This is a genomic window from Paeniglutamicibacter terrestris (assembly GCF_012271785.1).
Taxonomy (GTDB): domain Bacteria; phylum Actinomycetota; class Actinomycetes; order Actinomycetales; family Micrococcaceae; genus Paeniglutamicibacter; species Paeniglutamicibacter terrestris.
Genome location: NZ_JAAWVT010000008.1, coordinates 90,268 through 112,981 on the forward strand (window position 1 = coordinate 90,268; position 22,714 = coordinate 112,981).

Consider the following 22,714-nt stretch of genomic DNA (forward strand, 5'->3'; position numbering starts at 1 on the left):
CGCGGTGTCCTTGGCTACCGTGTTGTGAGACGGCGTTCGGTCCTGAGCGCTTGCGGGGAGCTTCACGGTGCCCCAACCAGAGCGAGCGTTGCCTCGGCGATGGCGCGCTCCTCATCGGTGGGAATCACCAGAACCGGAATGGTCGACTCCGGGGCGGAGATACACAGGCCTTCTTCCACGCCGGTGGCATCCTCATTCGCGGCGGCGTCGAGGCTGATACCCAACGGTCCCAGCTTGGCCAGAAGCCGGGCACGGAAGGGGGCCGAATTCTCCCCAATACCGCCGGTGAGCACTACTGCCTGAGCCCCCGCACAGGCCACGTGATAGCCGCCGATGTACCGGGCGAGTCGGTGCGCCGCGGTTTCCAACGCCAGCTCTGCCTCCTCGTTCCCGTTCGCGGCCGCCTCGGTGATGGTGCGCATGTCATTGTGCCCGGCCAGGGCCTTGAATCCTGAATTTCGGTTGAGCAAGTTATCCAGTTTCTCGGCGTCGTAGCCCTTGCGCAGTAGGAAGACCAGCACGCCGGGGTCCACGTCCCCGGACCGGGTGCCCATGACCAGGCCCTCCAACGGCGTGAAGCCCATGGAGGTGTCCACGCTGCGCCCCTGATTCACCGCCGTGACCGAGGCACCATTGCCCAGATGCGCGATCACGCCGTTGAATTTCTCCCACGGCACTCCCAGCAGGGCTGCTGCCCGTTGTCCAACATATTCCACGCTGGTGCCGTGAAAGCCATAGCGGCGAATTCCATACCGACGGTAGAGCTCGTCCGGCAGGGCGTAGCGCCAGGCAGCTTCGGGCAGGGTGCGGTGGAAGGTGGTGTCGAAGACCGCCACCTGCGGCACGTTCGGCCAGGCTCGGGTAGCTGCCCGGAGGCATTGCACACCGGGCGGGTTGTGAAGCGGCGCCAGCTCGTTCAGCTGCTCGATGGCGCGGATGATTTCATTGTCGATCAGTGCGGGTGAGGTGAAGCGTTCACCACCGTGGACCACCCGGTGTCCTACGGCATCCACGGTGCATCCGCCGAGCGCTTCGGCGAGTTCGCCCCTGACGATGTCGAAGGCTTGGAGATGGTCGGCCACGTCCCCTGCGCCGATCTGTTCCACGATGCCTTTGGCGATCTTCACGCCTCCGTTCAATGACTGGTCCGGGTCGAATCGTCGGACCGAATACTTGAGCGACGAGGAACCGGCGTTAAGGACGAGAACAAGCATTGGTCTGTTTCCTGTGATCGGGCGAGCATGGGCGATTGAGAACCCACCGGCTAGAGTCTGGCGGCAGACCGTGGATCATATGATCGCGCGTCAAGCACGTGCATACTCCTGTCAGTGCTGATGCTGCGAGCCGACGTGCCACCGGACCAAAATATAGTGCGGCCGCTGGTGTGCGATCCGCCTCGGGGCTGAAGCCCTGGGGCGGATCACGGAGGTTCAGCGGGAAGTGGGCGGTTGATTCCCAGGTCCCGGAATCTCGTTGCCTTCCACCGGCTCCGGTTCCTCGGGGGCAGCGCTGGTCGGGTCAAACGGGCCTTGATCGAGGCGGAACGGTGGGTACTCATCGCGCATCAGCAGCACATACGCGCTGACCCGGTAGACCCAGCGATTCACTCCCATGATCAATGCGAACAACCCGTGCCAATAGCGGCCCGTGAATAGGAGCAGCACTGCGGAGATCAACACGAGCAGCCCCAACAGCGAAGGCCCCCACGTATTGCTGGAAAGCTCGGCGCCATCCTCCCAACCACCGTTCCATGTGGCACCGGTGCCGCTCGTAAAGATGCCAATAATCAGCAGGTGTGGGATGGCCAGCAGCCACCACTTCACCAACACCAACCCACGCGAGAGCCGCTGTGGGAAGGCCACGTCAAGATCTGCGGGGTAGTCGGCACGTGCCAAGGTGAAAGGCGGATAGCGGTCGGTGCCCAACGCGGAGTAACCGTAGAATCCCACCCGCCAGGACCAACGCAGCACACCGACGTTGAAGCAGAACCATGAGCGCGGATAGCGGCCGGTGAACAGGATGACGACCCCGGCCGCGATGGTCGTCACCACCAGAGCGACCCACAACAACGCCAAGACAAAGTAGTGCGGCACCGCCAGCAACCACTTCACCAGCCACAACCCTCGCGACAGCCGGCCCTCCAGCACACCGGTCAAGCTGAGCGGATACACCGAGAATGCTCTCTGTCCCCGCCCCGCATGCTCCGCTAGGGCTGCCCCGGGGCCTTGACCGGGACTCGGACGGGCCGCGTCGATGTCCCGCCCCAGCCACGCTGTTCCCAGCAAAAGCAGGGGAATCCCGAGGACCAAGCCAATCAGCCCCGCGACCAGCAGTCCAGTACCAATTGGACCGAGCAGATCAGAGCGGGCACCGGCCTGCAGGTCCACCCACACCGGAGCGTCGGCATCGGCGTTCATGACCACCAGTGCCCATCGCCCGGGCTCTAAGTCCCACGAGATCTCTTGGGCACCAGGCCCAGAGGCCGAGACTCTCCAGAAATCCTGTTCCCCCGGGGGTTCTGGGACCCGGTTCCCCGCCGTCGTCCGCGCGGTGTCCTTCGCCCACGGCGAGCGCCCCGGCCATGGGTCGGCAGCTGCGAACGTGGTGTCCCCAGGGAGGAGCGGGCCACGTCCTGCAAGTAGACATCGATATCGGAGACGTCGGCTATTCCGACGAAGACTTCGGTATCCGGGACCGCATTGGTCACGCGCACGTGGATGCTGGCCAGATCCCCGAGCGGAGGAAGGGCAGACATGTTCTCGGACCCGGCATCGAGCACCACCGACGGGCTGGTCAATGCATATCCCGTGCTCCGGTAGTTCTCGGTATCACCCACCAGGTAGCGGCCGTCGCGCTGGGCTGCGTTGGCTCCCAGCGTCACGGCTCCGCCGACGGTCAGGCCCAGTCCAAGGACGGCTAGCAGCACGCCAAGGACCAATAAGACCCAATGTCCTGGTTTCATGCGGGCCGACCTCGAGGGGAAGGGTGCCAACGGTGGGACAGCGTGGGAGGCCATGTCAATCCTTTCGATGCTCGTGACTGTACCTCCGTGCGGGGTAAACACCTATGGCTAGTGGGCAGGATCTTGGGTGCGCTGAGCATTGCCGCGTGGGCCAAGCGCAGAACCGAGACTACGACCCGGGCGTTGGCGTGGAGCCACACCGTGGGCAGGCGCGAAGACAGTAAAATTTTCCTCTTCCAATCGCGATTTTCTCGATATCGAATACTAATGATGTGAAGATGCACCAGCACGGGAAACCGCACCCCATTTGACACCTCCTGCGCGCGGAAGCGCCCATTAACTGGAGCACAAAAAAGGGAGTTGAGAAGTCAAAATTGGTTGGATACCGCAATAAATTGAGACTCCACACGAAACGGTAGCCAATCCCATACAGTTCGGTGTTTAATGATCGAGGGGGGCTTGGGGAAAGACGGTTTGACCTTTGTGTCGATCCGGGTAAGTCATTCGCTTCGTCCGATTCCCAAGCCAAAGGTAATCCTCATGAAAAACCCATCCACACGTCTTCGCAAGGTCGCCATGTTCGGCGCCGCCCCGCTGGCCATCCTGATCGCCGGGACCATGGTCTGGCAGGGTTCCCAGGCCGCCTTCACCGCCTCCACCCGCAATGCCGGTAACGCCTGGAGCACCGGCAACGTGGTCCTCACCGACGATGACCTAGGTGCTGCCGCGTTCACGGTGGAAAACATCGTCCCTGGCCAGACCGGCCAAAAATGCATCGTCGTCACCTCAGGATCCAATGTTCCCGGAGTCGTGAAGGCATACACGCAGAACCTGATCAGCGCCAAGGGCCTCGAAGACCGGATCTTCTTCGACCTTGAACAGGGCACCGGCGGCTCCTTTAATGACTGCACCGGCTTCACCTCGGTCACCAACAATGTCCCGGAAATGAGCCTCTCGGCCCTCTCAACGGCCAACCAAGATTTCGCCAGCGGCGGTTCTCCCTGGGTAACGGCCGGTACACCCGGTGAAACTCGAAGCTACCGCGGGACGTGGCGCTTTGACACCAGCGGCATGAGCCAAAGCGAAATCAATGCCCTGCAGGGTGCCCGCGTGGGCATCGACCTGGTGTGGGAGCTCCAGTCCGACGACTCCCCTACAACACCGTAGAGCGGCCGCGGTAGAACTACTCTGTGAACCGGGAGGAACCCGGGTCCGCCCGGAACCTCTCCCGGTGGGCCCCGCTGTTTCCCGCCGACGGCTGGACGCTGCTTCTGGCGTGCATTGCCGCACGGCTGTATCTGGGCGTGCTGTTGAGCCTTGCCCTGATCGCGATGCTGCCCGCCCTGCTGGGCTGGCACAGCACCGTGGTCCAGAGCGGGTCCATGGAACCACACATCAGCGCCGGCGACGTGGTGCTCGCTGCGGAGTTCGGGGCCACCCAGCAGGTTCCGGTGGGCGGAGTGGTCCAGTACACCAGCCCGGCCGAGGCCGAACCCAGCGGGGTAGAAAAGACGCGGTTGCACCGGATCGTTGCCGAGAACCCCGACGGAACCTTTGTCACCGCGGGCGACGCGAACGTCGAGGTGGACAGTACCCCACTGGACCGAGGACAGATCACCGGCCAGGCCAGGCTCCTGGTCCCCATGGTCGGACTCCCCGGGCTCTGGTTGGGCAGCGGAAACCTCGCCGCGCTTTCCTGGTGGAGTCTTTTGACGCTGTTCGCGGTCCTCGTCGCAGTGTTCGGTGACCGTCCTTCCAAGCTTGAAGACGAGGATCAAGACGACGACGATAAAGCAGAAGAGGACGGCGACGACCTCCCTCCCAACGCTCACCGCTCCCGTCGCTGGAAGACCGGTGCTGCACTTGCCATCATGGCCGTCCTGGCTGCCCTCATCATGGCGACAACCACCGCATTCTCCTCGGCCGCTTTCACCGCCTCCACCGCAAACGCCTCCAACACCTTCGGCACAGCAGCAGACTGGACGCCGCCAACTATCACTTTGAACAGCCCCGGAACCACGGTCCGGGCCAGCGTCGCACTGACCGCCGAGGCCAGCGATGCCGAAACGGGCATCCGCAGCGTCGCCATCCAGTACCTGCCGCCCAACGGTGCGTGGACCACGCTGTGCACCACAACATCCGCACCCTACAAGTGCCAGTGGAACACCGCATCAGTGCCGGACGGAGCCTACGGTCTGCGCGCGATTGCCACAGACAATTCGGGCTTGGTCACCACCACATCCCCAACCCAGACCACGGTGGCCAACACCTTCTCGATCGGCCTCGAGGCTCCACTCGATATCGTGCGCGGCAATGTCGCCCTCGCCGCCACCCTCAACAGCCCGGGCGCCACTGCTTACGCTGTTCGGGTGGAATATTCGTTGGAGGGCGCCAACAAGTGGACCACGCTGTGCCAGATGCCTTCCTCCCCCTATAGCTGTTCCTGGCCCACGGGCAGCTTCGCCAACGATGCCTACGATCTGCGCGCCGTGGCTGTTGCAGGCGGAATTTCCACCTACTCGGACACGACCACCGATATTCTGGTGGACAACCTGGCACCCACTATCACCATGAATGACCCCGGCACACCCCTACGCGGCACCAGCACCTTCGCAGCCGTGGCCGCAGATGCCCACTCGGGCGTCGCCCAGGTGCAGATCCAGTACGCCCGCACGGGCACCAGTACCTGGACACCGCTCTGCAGCATCACCGAGTCGCCCTACTCCTGCCGCTACAACACCACGGCCCTCGCCTCGGCCTCCTACAGCTTCCGGGCCGTTGCCACCGATGAGGCGGGCAACAGCACCACCTCGGCTCCCATCGCCAACAGGCTGGTGGACAACACTGTGTCCTCCGTGTCCCTGGATGATCCGGGTACCTACCTGACGGGAGAGACCACGCTCTCGGCCTCCGCGAACTCGACCTCGGGCGTGGGCAGTGTCCGGATCCAATCTTCGCCGGCCGGGACAAATACCTGGATAACACGCTGCACCCTCGCAGCGACCCCGTATTCCTGTTCCTGGGACACCCGGACCGTGGCCGACGGTCTGTACGACTTCCGCGCCATCCTCACCGACGCCGTGGGCAAGGAAACGATTTCCGCGTCCGTGACGTCTCGGCGCGTGGACAACAGCCCGCTGCGCGGCGCCGACGTGCAGACAGTCAACGGCACCGGGACGGCCGGCAAGATCGATGCCGGGGACACCCTGAGCTTCACCTACAGCCAGCAGGTCAACCTTGCCTCCGTCACTCCGGGCTGGGCCGGGGCGGACTTGCCGGTGACCCTTCGCCTGCGAGATGGCAACGTTCAGGGCCTAGGCACCGGAAACAGCGCAGACATTGTGGACATCCAGCGGCCGGGCAGCACGGTGAACCTGGGCTCGGTGAATACCAAGGGAAACTTCGCCAAGACCAAGAAGACCGTCACCTTCAGCGCCACCATGAGGGCCAGCACCATCACCACCGCCGGGGTCCCCAAAACCGTGGTGACCGTAACCCTGGGAGCCCCCACATCGGGGGCCGGCAGCCTCCGCGCTTCCACCACGACGAGCGCGATGATCTGGACTCCGTTGTCCTCCGTCACCAGCACCACCGGCGTCGCATCGTCAGTCGCACCAGTCATCGAGAGCGGAACGCCCGACAGGGATTTCTAGCCGGGGCACATAACCGTGCATCCAGCGTGGCAGTGCACTGGTGTGCCTTCGAAGATCCTGGAGCAGGGTATACGTTCCAAGCAAGAGGTCATGATGAATCTCAAAAGATCTCAAGCCTGCTCGTCGGCCCCTGTGGCGCGATCGGATCGCCACATTCAGCGTCGCTGTTCTACCTCGAGTCTTCCTCTTCCCCGGTGCGGGGCAAAGTGTGAATGCCGAAAAATACCTGCGCTGCGGTTCTAATTCAGTGCCGCCGAAGACCAAGACGAAACGCTAATCGAGGGCAACACCACGGCTCTGCGACCGGCCATCCACGCAGCCGACCAACCGATCCCGTCCGGAGCCCCGGCTTCGCAAGTCTTTAGTAATCGCGGACAGACTCGCATACTGATCTGAGAAGACCGCTTGGCTCACGAGGCGGCCAAAAATGCTGGACACGTCAAGGCAGGAGTCCCTCATGAACGGAAAAGATAAAGCCCAGTCCATCTTGCGGCGCAAACCCATCGACGACATCGAGGAAGAGAGCAAACACAGCGGCCTAGCCAAGTCGCTCGGACTCTGGCAACTCACCGCGATTGGTGTCGGCGGCATCATCGGTGTCGGCATCTTCTCCCTAGCGGGCTTGGTGGCCCACGGCAGCGCAACCGAACCAGGCGTCGGACCCGCCGTCCTGATCTCCTTCTTGATCGCCGGTCTGGCTTCCGCGGCCGCTGCCCTGTCCTACGCGGAATTCGCTGGCATGATCCCCCGCGCCGGCTCCGCCTATACCTACGGATACGTGGCCCTCGGGGAGATCATCGGCTGGTTCATCGGCTGGGACCTCCTACTGGAATACATCGCCATCGTGGCGGTCGTGGCCATCGGCATTTCCGGCTACTTCTCTGCCTTCCTCGCCGGGATCGGGCTCAACCTGCCCGATTGGGCGGCCTCCACCGCGGATGAGGGCCGCGGCGGCATCGTGAACATCCCCGCCATCGCCGTCTGCATCCTGGTGACCTGGATCCTCTCGCGCGGGACCCGGGCCTTCGGGCGCTTCGAACTGGTGGCCGTGGCCATCAAGGTCGTGTTGATCCTTTTCATTATCGGTCTGGGCATCTTCTACATCGACACCGGGAACTACAATCCGTTTATGCCCAGCGGATTCGGGCCCGTTATGGCCGGGGCCGCTACGGTATTCTTCGCCGTTTTCGGCTACGACGCGATGAGCACCGCGGCCGAGGAATCCACAGATGGTAAAAAACACATGCCCAAGGCGATCATCTATTCATTGATCATCGCCATGCTCCTCTACGTCGCAGCCACGCTGGTACTCACCGGCATGCAGAACTATAAGGACATCGACCCAACCGCCGGATTCGCCTCCGCATTCAACGGCGTCGGGCTCCCGGTCATTGCCACGATCATCTCCGTGTTCGCGGTGCTGTCCATCCTCACTGTGATGCTCACCTTCCTGCTCGGGGTGACCCGCGTCTGGTTCTCCATGAGCCGAGACGGGCTGCTTCCTGGTTGGTTCGCCAAGACCGACCGCCACGGCACACCACAACGTGTCACCTGGATCGCCGGCATCGCCTCCGCCTTCTTGGCCGGAGTGTTCCCCATCAAGGCGGTCGCAGATCTGACGAACATCGGCATCCTGGCCGCCTTCGTGGTCGTCTGCCTCTCCGTGATCATCTTCCGCTACAAGAAGCCCGACGCCCCGCGCACCTTCCGGCTCCCCTTCATGCCCGTGGTCCCGGCCTTCGGCATGCTGGCCTCCGGTTTCTTGATGCTGCAACTGCATTGGGAAACGTGGCTGCGCTTCGGTGTCTGGCTGGTTATCGGTCTGGCCATCTACTTCCTTTATGGTCGCAAGCACTCACTGATGAACCCCAACAGCCCACGGCATGCCAAAGTCAACGGGTTGCCGTCCGCGGAAACCTAGGCAGCTGTGCTGCCAGCATGGGTCAGTCCCTCACCGCGCATCTCAGGAATCACGTTTCGGGTCCTAGATGCGGGCTAATGTCAGCGAACTCTAGGGCAACACTCAGGAGACACGCGCCACATGGCGGTTGGCAGGCGGATTGCCCCCGCATAGGGTGGAAAGTGGACGAAAGGAGCACTTCATGAAGAAAATCCTCATGGTTCTGACCAGCGTTTCCGAGATCGGCGATACGGGAGAGGCGACCGGCTACAACGTGGCCGAGGCCGCACACCCTTGGAAGGTCTTCAAGGATTCCGGGCATTTTGTCGATTTTGCCTCCATCAAGGGCGGCCAGCCCCCGCGAGATACGGTCGACACCGAAGATCCCATCCAAGTTGCCTTCACCGAGAACGAGGCCACCCGCGCGGGCCTCTACAACACCGCCCGCGTCGACGTGGTTGACCCCGGCCAATACGACGCCGTCTACCTGGTGGGCGGCCACGGCACCATGTGGGACTTCCCGGACAGCGAAGGCCTGCAGAACCTAGTGGCCAGCGTCTATAACTCCGGCGGCGTGGTGGGTGCGGTCTGCCACGGACCGGCAGGCTTGGTGAACGTTGAATTGGCGAACGGGTTCCGCCTCGTTGAGGACCGACGGGTCGCTGCCTTCACCAACGACGAAGAGATCGCCGCTGGCAAGGACAAGGTCATCCCGTTCTTCCTCGCTGACCGGCTCGCCGAACAGGGCGCCACCCACGTGCCAGCAGAAAACTGGGCGGAGAACGTGGTTGTGGACGAGCGACTGGTGACCGGTCAGAACCCTGCCTCCGCTGCGGGCGTGGCCAAGGAGATGGAAAAACTTCTGGCGGAGATCATCCACCAGGAGAAGGCCGAAGAACACGACGAGGCCGACGCGCTTCGGGCGGAGAAGGACGCCGAAAAGGCGGCCAAGAAGGCAGCCGAAACCCACCACGAGCACTAATACCTTCCAGCACTTCGCAACTGGCGGTCGTCCCATCGATGGGACGACCGCCAGTCGTCTTTAAGGATGCATTGCGATGCCGCGGATTATGGCCAACCGTGAGACTCTCACTTTCGCGGTTCAAGATTTCTCTCGAGATTTCCATCGTGGAATCCGCCTGTTGGCTCTGTTGAAGAACCGTGGATAGCCTCATCGGAGATTGTAAATAGAGGTGCAACATTCGCCTTCGCCGGCATTCCGCTGCCCTTCCATTGACTTACACTCTGCAGCAGCACACAATGACGTGACTAGGCGATATCTGCCCGCTGAGTTTGCTCTTGAATTGGGGAATCAATATGTCGATCCAGACGGTCCAGAGACGGATCCCAATCATCATTCCCACCACCGCGCTTGTACTCCTGACTTTCGCGCTAACAGGAGCTCGGACGGTTGCCACAGCAACGAGCAGCCCGGAGCCCAGTCCTTCACCTGGAAATTCTTCCGCACCTGCCCCCGCAAATTTTAACCTTTCCACTTTCATGCTGATTGCGTCGTTTGTGGTTATCGCGACGGCTCTGTTCTTCGCGATGAAATACCACAGGGCACTTCTAGAGTTCATGACAACGGCTTTGGCCGGTGGCACCGCTTATGCGGGGATTTCTGGCGATGCCTATCCCGATGAAGGTGGAGCTGCAAACCAAGCGATCAGGCGAGTACAGGCCGAACCAGCTGCCGCACAGATTGTCGGTCCGGCGATAGGCTATTCAGGCCAAGAACTGGCTTTCGTCCTCAGCACTCAACTATTCGCCGACACGCAGCCCCCAAAGAAACTGTTGGAGATTCTGTGGACGATCGACGGAATAAAAGTCGATGGAAGCACTCAACATTTCCTCAAGCACACGTTCGAAAAAAGTGGACCTTATGTTGTTGGAGCTAGCGCGGAAAACCAGTCAATTCCACCGTTCATGATATCGATCGTTGCTTCAAAAATTGCCCCGAAAACAGCCAGCGGATTGTCACTTCCCTTTGCCATCCAAAATTGGGGCAGGATGGTCGTTTTACTCTTTGGCCTCGGCGTAGTCGGTGCGCTCATGGCGTCCAAGACCTTAAGCTCTGAGGCAGGAGCCGGGCTCTTGGGTGCAATGCTCGGCCTCGGGGCCGCGGCAGTCGGTTCGGGCGAAGCCAGTAAAGGCAATGGCGCTAACGGACAAGTCCCGATGGATGATGGAGGCGCCACTCCCATCGTTGGAAACGACCCCAAAAAGAAGTAGTAGTTCTACTCGAAACATCCGTACTTGGAATGATGACCGATAGCGAGATCGCCCATATTTTGTGCATGGCTGCAGGACACATCAAAGCAAGAAATCACCCTGGACACCAATGAGACATCGCAGTCAATTATGCGGCGGAATCCGCTCGAAGTAATCCAGAAATTAGACATTCATATTGCACAACACACGTCCTTCGGCCCAACGCCAGCACCAGTGCCCGAGTGAGTCTTTCTCTGCACGTCAGCCTGTGGCGATCATCGGTGAACGCGACTTGCCTCGAAAGCGCCGCGTCAACGATATTCCCTTCCAAGATCTGCTAATTGACCTAATTACGCATAGGTTTTGTCCCGAATAACGGTGGCACCTAAATTTTCGAAGTCCGGCTGCTAGGCGGCCTCGACCGGTGCCACCGGAGCAGCCGCGGTATTGACCTCCACCAGTAGTGCAGCAGAGATCGCGTCGAAGGCGCGCAGCGTGGGGAAAAGCCTGGCCGGATCCTGCGGGATCGGCCAGCTGGACAACTTCACTGCCACTACTTCGGCTGGTCGGTTGATGTAGACCATCTGTCCGTGGATCCCTAGACACAGCACCACGTCGTCACCGGGGTATGGGAACCACATCTGGTTGCGGTACATCCCGCCGGGCATGAGGTTATCGACGGGGCTGTCTTCAAAGGCATCGCGAGAATCCGGTGCCCCGGCCAGGGTCTGGGTGATCCATTCGCTTGAGAGCACCTGCTCTCCGCTAGGAGAGCTGCCCCCGTTCAGGACGAGAGAACCGAAGCGGGCCATGTCACGCATCGTGGCGTTGATTCCGCCATCAAAGATTCCGGTGCCGAGCTGGTCGATTCCCATGGTGGCGTTTGATTCGGCGCCGAGCTTGCCCCACACCAGCTCTGACATCAGCGTGGCCATCGGGCTCTTGGCAGCAGCCTCGCAGACCCAGCCGAGCATGTCGGTCTCGCAGGAGCGGTATTCAAAGACCCCGCCGTGGGCCGTCTTGCGCAGCAAGGTGCGCAAGAACGGATACATGCCGGTGGGACCTGGGGCCTTGAAGGCAGACCAACCGATGGCTTGCTCCATCATGCGGATTCCGGCAGTTGGGTCCAGGTAGTTCTCCGAGAAATCGATGCCCGAACGCATGTCCAGCAGCTGGCGCACCGTGGCCCCGGCATAACCCGCCTGGGCCAGCTCAGGAAGGTAATCGGTTAATTGTGCATCGGCATCAAGTACCCCCGAGTCGCACAAGGCGCCGGCAACCGCGCCGATGAGCGACTTACTCATGGACATCAGTAGGTGCGGGCTTGCTGCCGTCATCTCTCCGAAGTACTGCTCGGTGAGCACCGCCCCGCGGTGCATCAGCATCCATCCGTCGGTCTCCGTGGTGGCCATGACCGAGCCGACACTCACTGGTGCTCCCCCGGGGAGACTCGGGAGGATCATCACCGAGTCCAGGTCGCGGTGTGCCTCAGGAAGTTGTGCCACTGGCGCTTCTCCGCGGGAAATAACTGCCGTGGGCAGGAAGTCGGCCATGTGTTGGAAGGACCAGCGCAGGTTCTCGGGCAACTTCCAATTGTTCGCGTCTACCCCGGCGGGGACGTGGTCCAGATTTGTGCCGTCCATTGTGCGTTCCTTATTCGTTGCTGCCCCATTGAATATAGGGACATTACCATTGGGTAACCTCGGGAACCAGTTCATTTGCTCGCGGCTCCGTACTTGGATAAATATGACGTATGAGCGCCGACTCCCCCATTGGAAATCTCCTGCGGTCAGCCAAGGAACGAGCGAGGTACCCGCGCGAACGAAAATGTAGCTATTCTGCCCCTTCACCGCCGTTAATCAACTCGTCTGCAAGACTATCGACCTGCTTTTATAGACCAATCTTCGATTGGAGCCATACCGAACGTACTGACATGATAAATATCAAATGCAACTGAAGATATTATGTTGCTTCGAATCTAGACTGAGTCACGGAAACTACAATCACTCGCCCACGCGTTACCGTTGTTGCACTCCTCGCCGTTGAATCGGCACTAGCTTTGCTGGCCGTGCTGGCGCACTACGCCTTCACGGCAGAGTACGGAGACGTTACCGGCACTGCCCTTTAGGGTTTGGTTTGGGGTCCGACGGCGGGGTTGTCCGGAATGGCCCTTATTCCCGTTCTGATTGTTGGGCTCATCGCCTTAATAGTCGCCCGAGCGCCATGGACGCGATTGTTGGCCATCACCATCCCTTTCATCATGTGTTGTTCGGGGTGTTCGCCGTCACTTCGCTGGCACAACGGCAGAAGATTGATCGTTAGTTGGATTCGACCCCGCAATGCATGGGCCTCGACTCCAGCGATCCAGAGACGGCCGAGACTGCGGCCGCCGAGCAGGAATCCCAACGGATTTTTGATTCCATCGAGCGCATCGGGTTCTTCAGTGCCGGCGGGGAAAGTGGCGTGGGTGGCTGCGACCGCCAGGTTGTCTTCACAGAAGACATTGATGCGCTGGAGCACTATCGCTCAACGCTGACAATGGCAGGCTGGGACGTCATCGAGGACAATGAATCCCGCCTCCGGGCAGAGCGTAACGGCCTAGCCTTTGAGGTCCTTCTCTGTTCCGAAGGAGGCGTCGTCTGGGCCGGAAAAGCCACTGACAGTTTCGGCACGACGTGCAATTCTTAACGTCCGATGTGGCAGATCAACAGGCCAAGGGCATGTGCGGTTGGAGTAATTCCAGCCGCACAGGCCACTGAGGCTTCGGGCCAGTCATTTCGACACCCATGTACCGTGATGACGGATCTGCTCCTACGAACCAGACAACGCACTGCCACTTTGCAAAGTAGGTCTGGTGGCCCTACTGAAAGAGTGAATGGTCAGATGATCCGAAAGCCTGTCAGATTATTAACGCGATCATGCTCCCCGCAAACACTTCCTCGTTATCAGCCCTGTGTCACGTTCAAGGAGTACTCGATGAACCCAGTGTCCTCCACCGAGACGAACCCCAAGTTCGGCGCTTCGACGCCAAAATCTTCCCAGGTCATAGGAATCTGACCCACCAGTTGCGCTGATCCGTCGCTGAACGCACCCTGCACCGTGGACGTCACTGACACAGTCTGACCGTTGAGGGTTAGATCCCCGGTAATCTCGAATTCCTTGGTGTCGCCGTCGAGTGTCGCGGATACATCGACGGGCTTAGTGAGCGCGAAGGTCGCTTCGGGGAACTGCGATGTATCGATGGCAGAGGTGCGGAAGTATGAATCTCGGCGGTCTGAGTCCGTGGTGATGGTGTCAACCTGCAGCTTCAGATCCGCGGCCGTGAGCTTCTCATCCTTGACGGTCAAGGAACCGCTGACGTCCTCGGTACGCCCGGTAACCGTCACGTCAGCACCGTTGAGAACTTCATCCAGTCGGTATCCCGCATAGGATCCGGAACCGACACTCCAGGTCCCGTTGCGATCTGTGGCGGCAATGGTTCCGCTGGCGGCGCCGGACGTGCTCGATGCTCCGGCATTTGTCGGCGCAGACAACGTCGGCACCGCTTCCGCTTCTGCTGACACGTTAGCGGCGTAGATGCGGCTACCAACAAATACACCAGCGATGATCACGATCGCAGCAATAGCAATGATCCATAGCCGGCGTTTGTTCTTGGGGCGGGTTGGTGCTGACTTCTCGGTCATGGGGTCTCCCGATCGATAGCGTCGCACTCCGGCGACCTTTTACTTGACCCTTAAATTATTGCATCAGAAGCTTGGTCCTGGACAGGATTCTGCTGGTCTCTGAAGAGTTCACCAGAGATACACAGCTTCTCAACAGCGAACTATTCGCCGTGGCAACAGGCCGGATCTTTGCGGCTATTGGAGTGTTGGTGCTGCACAAGGTACTCGAGCCGCGGACCGAAATAGTGCACCGCCAATCCCAGCTATCCTCCGCACGGACCGCCCTCGAATGGGACGGACACGGTACGAGGGCCGACACAGCGTCCACTCTCACCGCCAACGGGATCCGAAACGCATGTTGGAGCGACTTTCGGGATTCTGCCAGAGGTCACAAGCGGTCAGAAGAATACCGGCGACCCACCTTGAAGCCGTTTTGAAAAAGAATTTGAATCCGTCAGGCAATCAATGGTCGACATCTTTCAAAATGTCACAGGACCTGCGTATTATGTAAATTTCGTGCATAAAATTTCGGGTATGAAACTCGCATTTCCAGGGGGAAAAGAAGAATGATCAAATCACTACTGCGCCGGAGCGCCGGTCTCGGCGTCGCCATCACGTTGGCCGCAGGGCTACTTGTCACGGCAGCACCCGCCCAGGCCAGCGAACGTCCCATCGATATCACCGGCTACAAGGTTTCGAACATCACGGTTTCGGACTCCAACTGCCGAAATCTCACGATCACTGCGTCCACCAAGGTCAAGAAGGATTTCATTGATTCCTTCGGATCCATCGACATCACCCGAAAGGGTGGGCTCGTTGATTACCTAAGTTTTGAGGGGCGCAAGATCACAGATCGTGCGATGATTTGCCCGTCGTTCAATGGACTGGGCGCCTACAAGGTAGGACCGGCCGACATCTTCGCTGAGTACGAATACTACGATTCCTACTTCAAGGAGTACTCGAGCGATTACAGCGACTACACGGACAACACCAGCAAGACCTTCTACGTCCGCGGCAAGGCCAAGAGCGCATTGACCGCCAAGCGCTCGGGATCCAAGGTCACGCTGACGGCCAAGGCTCAGGTCTACTCGCCGGAAAAGTTCCGCTACGCGCAGTACAACGCCAAGGGCGCAAAGCTGCAGGTTAAGTCCGGATCGTCATGGAAGACGATCAAGACGGTCAACTTGGCTAAGGGCAAGGCCACCGTCACCATCAAGCAGTCAAAGAAGAAGTCCTACCGACTTCAGGTACCGACCGCTACATGGGCGGCATCAACAACCTCGAAGAGTGTCTCCAAGTAATTGAAGTGAAAGACGGCCCGGAAACTCACGTTTCCGGGCCGTCTGCATACGTAGAGGCGGTTTATTCTCAACAACGTCGTCAGTATCGTGCGAGGCTTTGGGGCGCTGGAACGGCTGACGGTAGTGATCGCCCGGGGGCATCAGTTCGTAGCCGGTGCGGGGATCCTGACCGCGTATCTTTTGGTGCTCCGAAGGGGGTCATACACTTGGGACAAGCCGCCGTTTAGAAGGCTCGGGATGGGAACAACATGACCACGTTTCACGAACTGCACCACGCTGATACTCCCCTGCTTCTACCCAATGCATGGGATGTCGGTTCGGCTCTGGCCTTTGCACATGCGGGATTCCCCGCCGTTGGCACGACCAGCTTTGGTTTCGCGGCTAGCGCTGGTTATCCCGATGGCTACCGTTCGAGCAAACAGGCAACTGCCGCGCTGGTGACGCAACTGGTCCAGCTGCCCATCCACGTGACGGTGGATATTGAAGACGGCTACAGTGACGACCCAGTAGAGGTCGCCGAATTCGTGGCCACATTGGCGGATCTAGGTGTTGCCGGCATCAATCTCGAAGACAGTAGATCCGGGCATCTTGTCGATCCAGCCGCAGTCGCTTCCAAGATCGCCGCGATCAAGCACCGCTCCCCCGACGTCTTCGTCAATGCCCGGGTGGACAATTTCTGGTTTGCCGAGGATTCCTCCGTGGACGCCGTGCTGCGTCGCGCTCACACCTACGCCGATTCCGGAGCCGACGGGATCTTTGTCCCGGGAATAACTGTCCAAGACATTCCGAGCATCACCGCCGGGATCATACTGCCGGTGAATGTGTTGGCACATCCCACGATGACCGTGGCCGAGTTGGGGAAGCTGGGAGTCAGGCGCGTGAGTTCCGGTTCCCTGCCCTACCGTGCAGCGGTAGACGCCGCCGTGGGCATAACCAACGCCTTACGCGGCAACAAACCGCTCCCGGCAGCAACGCCGTACTGGGAGATGCAATCCCACCTCATGACGTTCCGCCAAGGCTGATCGTACTGACAACCCGGGGGTTAGGTGTGGATATAAAAATTCCCCGGTTCCTTTGACAGGAACCGGGGAATTTCAATCAAACCTAGTGCTAAAGACTAGCGGCGCAGGCCGAGACGCTCGATGAGCGCACGGTAGCGTGCAATGTCGGTGCCCTTGAGGTATGCAAGCATACGACGACGACGGCCAACCAGGGCCATCAGGCCGCGGCGGGTGTGGTGATCATGCTTGTGCATCTTCAGGTGCTCGGTCAGGTCGAGGATACGACGTGACATAACGGCAACCTGAACCTCCGGTGAACCGGTATCGCCTTCGCTGGTTGCGTAGGCCTTCATGATTTCCTGCTTGATAGCGGCGTCTAATGCCACAATAACTCCTAGAGTTGTACCGCGTTTCCTTACACCGTTACCGGCAGGTGCACTCGCAACCGCGGACTGCAGCGGGCACCGTCGTCAAGTCTAGCAAATATATAAGCCCTCATGACACCCTTCGAGATGCGCACCACTTGAAGTGCAGCGGACTATAAACGCGTGCCGCCACCAATTCACTTCGCCAAAAGGGACGCCGGCAAGAATGCGGAGCCTTTTTCAGCGGTCAAAATGACTTCCGCGTTCATCCGGAACAAGGGTGATTCAATCCGCTGTACGAAGTTGTCTATGGTCCCTGGGAGATGCTGGGGCTACTGCTCTACTCGACATCAGCGGCATTGGGAGTGCGAAGCTTTAGACTCCGGAGGATAACCACGATGGCCGTAAGCGCTACGAAGGCTGTACCCGATACCACGGTGAGCAACTCCTCGTTTGGCTGATGCGCATCAAACAACGGCGGCAGTGAGAGGATGAGCACCACTCCCGCCAGAGCCATTAACACGAATGCGGTTAACAGCGTTTTACTCATGTCGACTCCTAGGACTCGCCGTGCTTCAGTGCTGCCTCTTCTGGCACCGACAGTAGCATGAACTGCAGATCAGTCGCTGAATAACACAGCTCCGATGATGCCCGTCGCCACGGCCAGAATTTCATGGGGCAATCAGTAGCGTGGTTTCGCTCGCCAGGCATGGGTGAGGTAAGGAAGCGCAAACGGCTCCCCCGGCTGGTGCCCCAGATGATCAAAGAGGTACCAGGTCAGGTTGTGTTCAACTCTTGCCCTGGTCGCAGCCCCGGCACGCAGGTAGTAGCTGCGTGACTTGGCCAGCTCGATCACCTGCTCACCGGTTAATTCTTGTTCCCACGTCCATGCCCCGGATTCTGGAGTCTGAAACTCGAGCCCCAAGGGTGGAACGAAGTCGGGGCGATGTACATCTCCGGCGTGCATGATCCGTGCTAAACGGTGGACCCATGAAATGGAGACATCAAATTGGTTCCACACCAAAGACAGCTGGCCCTCGGGACGCAACACACGCGCTGCCTCCGAACTCGCGGCCTTCGGATCAACCCAGTGCCACGCTTGGGCGTAGCTAATGACGTCGGCCGATTTCTCTTCGAGTCCGGTGTTCTCGCCGGTGCCCGAGGTGGCCTCAAGATCAGGAAGTCGCTCACGCAAAACGGTGAGCATATCTTCGGAGGGTTCCACGGCGCGAACGCTCAGCCCACGGTCCAATAGCTGCGAAGTGAAGATCCCCGTGCCCGCACCAACGTCAACAACATCCTGCGCCCCGGTCGGCACCATGAAGTCAATTGCGGCATCCGGGTAGGCCGGACGTACTGAGTCATAGTGCGAGCCACCAATGGTGAAGGCGGTGGCGAGTTCTGCCCGGCGTGTGGCATTCATCGTGAAGGCACGCAAAGGCAACCCCGGAACGGGCCGCGGCGCCATTCCGGGAAGCGGAGGCTTGGAATCAGGCATCAAGCAAGACCGTGCGGGTGCGTTGAACGTCCTCACGCATCTGATCCACCAGCGCCTCAACTCCTTGGTATGCCACCATCGGGCGCAGGTGCTCCACAAACTCGACCACGATCTGCTGGCCGTAGAGGTCAAAGTCCTCCACACCTTCGGCCGGGCGGTCGATCACGTGGGCCTCAACCTGTCGGCTGACACCTTCAAAGGTCGGGTTGGAACCAACGGAGATGGCGGCTGGCCAGCGCATCTGCGCCTCATCTACCAACCAGCCGGCGTACACGCCGTCTGCCGGGATGATGCCTGAAGCCGCTGGGTCAAGGTTGGCGGTGGGGAAGCCGAGTTCGCGCCCGCGTGCGGCTCCGTGCACTACCTCACCGCGCATGCGGTGAGGGCGTCCGAGGATCTGGGCGGCGGTGCCAACTTCTCCGCGGTTCAGTGCCTCACGAACCCAGGTGGAGGACCAGCGGCGGTGATCCCCAATATCCTCGATGCCAATGACATCAAAGTTATATTGTTTGCCCAGAGCGACCATGACGTCGAAGTCACCGGAATTATCAATGCCAAAGCGCACATCGTGGCCAACAACCACGGTGCAGGCGTTCAATGCGCCAACGATAATCTTGGCAACAAATTCCTCGGCGGTGGCCTTGGAGAATTCAAGGGTGTAATGAATCATCAGCAGAGCATCAAGCCCCTCATCGGCGAGGGTCTCGATCCGGTCTTCTAGACCCATTATGAGTTCGGGGGCTGCGTCGGGGCGGTGAACCTGTGCCGGATGCGGATCAAAACTGATGGCAATTGCTTTGGCGCCGCGTTCGCGGGCGGTGGCGACAACTGCTGCCAGGACCTCACGATGACCGCGGTGCACCCCATCGAAGTTGCCGATGGTGACTACCGATGGGCCGATGCCGGGGGGTACGGCTTCAAGGCCTTTCCAATAGTGCACGTTGCTCCTTAGCGGGGTTAGTTGCGGCCACATTTTCGGCGGCCATTACCATTATGGACGACAAGTGCTCCAACTACCGATTTTTGTCTCGTGGCTCTCCCCCAATCCGGGCGTTCACAACCTAGGATGGGCGCAGGGACGTCATCCTGGACGCCCAATTCAAAGGAGCACTTGATGGCAGACATTAACGAACTGTTGAAGATGATCCCACTGGAGCAGTTGGGCGCAAAGTTGGGTGTGGATACCGAGACCGCTCGTGCCACCGCTGCCGCTGCCCTCCCCTCGCTATTGGCGGGCCTGAACAGCAATGCTTCCTCCCCCGAAGGCGAGGAAGCATTAAACTCGGCCATTGCCCAGCATGACGCAACTTTCCTGGACGGTGGCGTGGACATCGACGCCGTTGATACCGAAGACGGCCAGAAGATTGTCCAGCACGCCTTGGGCGGTAACCAGGACGCTCTTGCCGCATCACTGACCAGCGCTGCCCCGGGCGGCTTTGACCTGGGCGATCTGGTGAAGAAGGCACTGCCGATCCTAGCCCCGTTGGTCATGTCGTTCCTGGCCAAGCAGGCCAGTAATTCTTCGGGCGGCTTGGGCTCGATCCTCGGCGGCCTACTGGGCTCCGCGGGCGGTAACACCGCGCAGGGGGCCGGTGGAATTGATCTGGGCGGAATCCTCGGGGGTCTCTTCGGCGGCGCGCAGCAGGGATCGAGCACCGCAAATCCCCAGGGCGCCGGCGGCCTGGATCTCGGCGGCATTCTCGGCGGACTCTTCGGTAAGAAGTAGTCCTTTTCCGTCCCAGACAACAGACGCCAGCGGGCCCGTCCCTAAGAGAGCCAGCACCGTTATCGGTGCTGGAGTTCAAAAGGAACGGGCCCGCTGTTGTTCTTATTGGGTGTCCGAGGAACTTAGTGTGTCTCGGTTGTGCTCTCGCGGTGGCGGGAGAGCCACCAGAGCCCGATCATCGGCAAGACCAGCGGCACGTAGCCGTAGCCAGAGCCGAAGTGCGACCAGACAGCCGGGTGGGCAAAGAGATGCGGTACGGCGAAGCTCAGCACACCGACCACCAGCACACCCACCAATTCGAAAAGGACCGCGTACCAGGAGAGCCTCCAGCTACCGGGCTTCTTGGAGGCCAGAGCGAGGGTGGCCACAATGTAGACCACGCCCGCTACGGCGCTGAGCGTGTAGGCCAGCGGGGCTCCGGAGAAGTCCTGGGTGATCTGGTACAGCGCGCGCACCGTGGCGGAGAGCGCCAGCACGCCGTACACGGCGATGATGATTCGCCCGAGGCCAGAGCTGCGCCCGCCGTTGGATCCCTTGGTGGAATTCTTGGTCTTACCGCGGGACGCTGCGTCAGCAATGCGCGAGCGTTTCACCCCAGTTTTTCCATCGTCACTCATGCCGGAAGCACCCCGTCCCAAATCTGTTCCATCCTGTACAACATGACAAATACAACCGCGCCGGACGCCGCGAGCACCGTATTGGAATAGCGCGACTTATCGGTCACCGCCCAGATAAAGGCAAGAGCTGGAACCAGCAGAGCGGTAATCAGATAACCCCAAAATTCCCAGGGTTCACCGTTCAGCGGCTGACCGCCGGCTTGCCGGATGGCCGCTCCGATTCCGTAGACAATCAGGAACACGTCCAGCAGTGCTACGGAGATCAGGGCAAAATCGTCCGGGTAATCACGAATGATGGTTGCCACCACACCCAGCACAACGGCCAGGGCACACAGAATGGCTCCGGCTATAAAGAATCCGTCAACGATCACGGCGGAGGTTACCCCTTAAACATAGTGATTCTTCCTTGGTCTTGATGCCCGATTCCTCCGGGCAACAGTCACTAGGAAGCGGTGGCGAAGACCAGTTCGGGCTTGGCCTCGGCGCCCTTGTTCTTCAGCAGTGCCACCAGCGTTCCATCCGGAGCGAAGGCGGCCGTCACCTCATCGGTCTCATTTGAGCTGATGCGACGACCAAAGGAGAGCTCGGAGCGCTCCTTCTCCGTCAAATCACGACGGGTGAACAAAGCGTCTGCTGCATCTTCCAGCGGCAGGTACTCAAAGTCCTTGGCCAACTGCTCCAGCGTGCGAGCCTTGTCCAACGTGTAGGGTCCAACCTCGGTGCGACGCAGCGCGGTCAGGTGGCCGCCCACGGCTAAGTCTTCACCGAGGTCGCGGGCCAGAGCACGAATATAGGTTCCGGAGGTGCATTCCACGGTCACATCGATGTCTAGAATCTTGCCACCACGTTCGCGGCGAATATCGTGCACTTCAAAACGACGAATGGTCACCGAGCGAGCGGCAAGCTTTACTTCTTCGCCGGCACGCACTCGGGCGTAGGCGCGCTCGCCATTGACCTTGATGGCGCTGACGGAAGATGGAACTTGCTCAATGTCTCCGGTGAGCTTGGCAATGCCGGCGTGGATCGCTTCCTCGGTCAGGGCAGCGGCAATCCGCGTTTGCACGATCTCGCCTTCGGCATCATCGGTGATGGTCGACTCGCCCAGACGGATGGTGGCGGTGTAGGTCTTGTGGGCGCCGACGATGTAGGTCAGCAGACGCGTGGCCTTGTTGATGCCCAGCACCAGCACGCCGGTGGCCATCGGATCCAAGGTTCCGGCATGGCCGACCTTGCGGGTTCCGGCTAGCCGGCGGGTGCGGCCCACCACGTCGTGGCTCGTCCAGCCCTGAGGCTTGTCGACGATGACCAGGCCTGAGCCGATGGCTTGGGTGGGTTGCTCCGGAACAGTTTTCACGCCCTCTAGTATATGCCGCCAACCTGATGGCGTTCTTACCCGTGTTTTGGACTCCCTCCTCCCCGACCCAGCGCCCGCGAATACGCCTCGGCTCGCCGGATCGCGGCGACCCTTGCTCAACACAGGGCGTCAATCAGCCACTTTTCACAGGGCGCGAGAGTCTCGGTTACCGTCCAACATTCCGCCCAAACCCCACGCACAAACTACCGATCTTCGGTGTTTCGAGATGAGTGCGTGTGCTGATTACCACGAACGATCTGGCTCCACCGGCTCCGCGCGGGCTGATGACAGCTCACCCGATGACCAATCCACTGATCGGTTTTGTTACTCTCCGGTCGCCATTGACTTAGGCCAGCGCGAAACATAGCGTCGTCTCTACCCGGTCTCAGCCGGAACACTCGCATCGGGCATGGAACCTCTGGGGGGATCCAACGCCCACGTCCCCGTTTTAACGGCGTCACTCG

General features: G+C 60.2%; 21 protein-coding genes. 9 read left to right on the top strand and 12 right to left on the bottom strand.

What is annotated here, in order from left to right; genetic code table 11:
* Nucleotides 1–62: 62 nt before the first annotated feature.
* From HED64_RS15160 to HED64_RS19940, 3 genes are all read right to left on the bottom strand, one after another.
* On the bottom strand, nucleotides 63–1,214 hold the full coding sequence (locus tag HED64_RS15160) for an acetate/propionate family kinase (protein ID WP_168152834.1): 1,152 nt from the start codon (nucleotides 1,212–1,214) through the stop codon (nucleotides 63–65).
* Between the two features lie 216 nt (nucleotides 1,215–1,430).
* Nucleotides 1,431–2,417: a DUF4389 domain-containing protein gene (locus tag HED64_RS19935; RefSeq protein WP_245326032.1), complete on the bottom strand. Its 987-nt coding sequence runs from the start codon at nucleotides 2,415–2,417 to the stop codon at nucleotides 1,431–1,433.
* 26 nt (nucleotides 2,418–2,443) lie between these two features.
* Nucleotides 2,444–3,016: a hypothetical protein gene (locus HED64_RS19940; protein ID WP_245326033.1), complete on the bottom strand. Its 573-nt coding sequence runs from the start codon at nucleotides 3,014–3,016 to the stop codon at nucleotides 2,444–2,446.
* A 486-nt stretch (nucleotides 3,017–3,502) separates the two neighbouring features.
* Here HED64_RS19940 and HED64_RS15170 point away from each other — a divergent pair, with 486 nt between their 5' ends.
* The 5 genes from HED64_RS15170 (at nucleotide 3,503) to HED64_RS15190 (ending at nucleotide 10,747) form a co-directional block, all read left to right on the top strand.
* Nucleotides 3,503–4,129, top strand: coding sequence for a hypothetical protein (locus tag HED64_RS15170; RefSeq protein WP_168152835.1), 627 nt, complete (start codon nucleotides 3,503–3,505; stop codon nucleotides 4,127–4,129).
* Nucleotides 4,130–4,152: 23 nt separating this feature from the next.
* Nucleotides 4,153–6,615 (top strand): Ig-like domain-containing protein, encoded by a 2,463-nt coding sequence (locus tag HED64_RS15175; protein WP_342590742.1) that lies wholly within the window; start codon nucleotides 4,153–4,155, stop codon nucleotides 6,613–6,615.
* Between the two features lie 457 nt (nucleotides 6,616–7,072).
* Entirely contained in the window at nucleotides 7,073–8,536 is a 1,464-nt protein-coding gene (locus HED64_RS15180; protein ID WP_168152836.1) for an amino acid permease, read from the top strand.
* 181 nt (nucleotides 8,537–8,717) lie between these two features.
* Complete coding sequence (locus HED64_RS15185) at nucleotides 8,718–9,497, top strand: type 1 glutamine amidotransferase domain-containing protein (RefSeq protein WP_132361557.1); 780 nt, start codon at nucleotides 8,718–8,720, stop codon at nucleotides 9,495–9,497.
* A gap of 335 nt (nucleotides 9,498–9,832) precedes the next feature.
* On the top strand, nucleotides 9,833–10,747 hold the full coding sequence (locus HED64_RS15190; RefSeq protein ID WP_168152837.1) for a hypothetical protein: 915 nt from the start codon (nucleotides 9,833–9,835) through the stop codon (nucleotides 10,745–10,747).
* A gap of 386 nt (nucleotides 10,748–11,133) precedes the next feature.
* Here the strand turns inward: HED64_RS15190 and HED64_RS15195 are convergent, their stop codons facing one another.
* The gene (locus HED64_RS15195; RefSeq protein ID WP_168152838.1) at nucleotides 11,134–12,369 is read right to left on the bottom strand and encodes a serine hydrolase domain-containing protein; all 1,236 of its coding nucleotides are present in this window, start codon (nucleotides 12,367–12,369) and stop codon (nucleotides 11,134–11,136) included.
* 679 nt (nucleotides 12,370–13,048) lie between these two features.
* Between HED64_RS15195 and HED64_RS15200 the strand changes: the two genes are divergently transcribed.
* The gene (locus HED64_RS15200; protein WP_168152839.1) at nucleotides 13,049–13,414 is read left to right on the top strand and encodes a hypothetical protein; all 366 of its coding nucleotides are present in this window, start codon (nucleotides 13,049–13,051) and stop codon (nucleotides 13,412–13,414) included.
* A gap of 257 nt (nucleotides 13,415–13,671) precedes the next feature.
* Here HED64_RS15200 and HED64_RS15205 read toward each other — a convergent pair whose 3' ends face one another.
* The gene (locus HED64_RS15205; RefSeq protein ID WP_168152840.1) at nucleotides 13,672–14,409 is read right to left on the bottom strand and encodes a YceI family protein; all 738 of its coding nucleotides are present in this window, start codon (nucleotides 14,407–14,409) and stop codon (nucleotides 13,672–13,674) included.
* Nucleotides 14,410–14,954: 545 nt separating this feature from the next.
* On the opposite strand from HED64_RS15205, the gene HED64_RS15210 reads away from it, so the two are divergent.
* Both HED64_RS15210 and HED64_RS15215 read left to right on the top strand, forming a co-directional pair.
* Nucleotides 14,955–15,689, top strand: coding sequence for a hypothetical protein (locus tag HED64_RS15210; RefSeq protein ID WP_168152841.1), 735 nt, complete (start codon nucleotides 14,955–14,957; stop codon nucleotides 15,687–15,689).
* A 248-nt stretch (nucleotides 15,690–15,937) separates the two neighbouring features.
* Nucleotides 15,938–16,711, top strand: a complete 774-nt coding sequence (locus HED64_RS15215) for an isocitrate lyase/PEP mutase family protein (RefSeq protein ID WP_168152842.1) — start codon at nucleotides 15,938–15,940, stop codon at nucleotides 16,709–16,711.
* Nucleotides 16,712–16,806: 95 nt separating this feature from the next.
* Here HED64_RS15215 and rpsO read toward each other — a convergent pair whose 3' ends face one another.
* The 4 genes from rpsO to HED64_RS15235 all read right to left on the bottom strand — a co-directional run bounded on the left by rpsO (nucleotide 16,807) and on the right by HED64_RS15235 (nucleotide 19,493).
* Nucleotides 16,807–17,076 (bottom strand): 30S ribosomal protein S15, encoded by a 270-nt coding sequence (rpsO, locus tag HED64_RS15220; RefSeq protein WP_132361571.1) that lies wholly within the window; start codon nucleotides 17,074–17,076, stop codon nucleotides 16,807–16,809.
* A gap of 319 nt (nucleotides 17,077–17,395) precedes the next feature.
* Complete coding sequence (locus tag HED64_RS15225) at nucleotides 17,396–17,605, bottom strand: hypothetical protein (protein ID WP_168152843.1); 210 nt, start codon at nucleotides 17,603–17,605, stop codon at nucleotides 17,396–17,398.
* Between the two features lie 132 nt (nucleotides 17,606–17,737).
* On the bottom strand, nucleotides 17,738–18,478 hold the full coding sequence (locus HED64_RS15230) for a class I SAM-dependent methyltransferase (protein WP_168152844.1): 741 nt from the start codon (nucleotides 18,476–18,478) through the stop codon (nucleotides 17,738–17,740).
* Between the two features lie 67 nt (nucleotides 18,479–18,545).
* Nucleotides 18,546–19,493: a bifunctional riboflavin kinase/FAD synthetase gene (locus HED64_RS15235; protein ID WP_168152845.1), complete on the bottom strand. Its 948-nt coding sequence runs from the start codon at nucleotides 19,491–19,493 to the stop codon at nucleotides 18,546–18,548.
* A 174-nt stretch (nucleotides 19,494–19,667) separates the two neighbouring features.
* Here HED64_RS15235 and HED64_RS15240 point away from each other — a divergent pair, with 174 nt between their 5' ends.
* Complete coding sequence (locus HED64_RS15240; RefSeq protein ID WP_168152846.1) at nucleotides 19,668–20,279, top strand: DUF937 domain-containing protein; 612 nt, start codon at nucleotides 19,668–19,670, stop codon at nucleotides 20,277–20,279.
* 122 nt (nucleotides 20,280–20,401) lie between these two features.
* On the opposite strand, the gene HED64_RS15245 is transcribed toward HED64_RS15240, so the two are convergent.
* The 3 genes from HED64_RS15245 to truB form a co-directional block, all read right to left on the bottom strand.
* Nucleotides 20,402–20,896 carry a hypothetical protein gene (locus HED64_RS15245; RefSeq protein WP_168152847.1) on the bottom strand — a complete coding sequence of 165 codons (495 nt, stop codon included), beginning with the start codon at nucleotides 20,894–20,896 and terminating at the stop codon, nucleotides 20,402–20,404.
* Nucleotides 20,893–21,267, bottom strand: coding sequence for a hypothetical protein (locus HED64_RS15250; RefSeq protein ID WP_168152848.1), 375 nt, complete (start codon nucleotides 21,265–21,267; stop codon nucleotides 20,893–20,895). The genes HED64_RS15245 and HED64_RS15250 overlap by 4 nt, the downstream gene beginning before the upstream one ends.
* Before the next feature lie 71 nt (nucleotides 21,268–21,338).
* Nucleotides 21,339–22,217, bottom strand: coding sequence for a tRNA pseudouridine(55) synthase TruB (gene truB / locus HED64_RS15255; RefSeq protein WP_132362518.1), 879 nt, complete (start codon nucleotides 22,215–22,217; stop codon nucleotides 21,339–21,341).
* Nucleotides 22,218–22,714 lie beyond the last annotated feature (497 nt).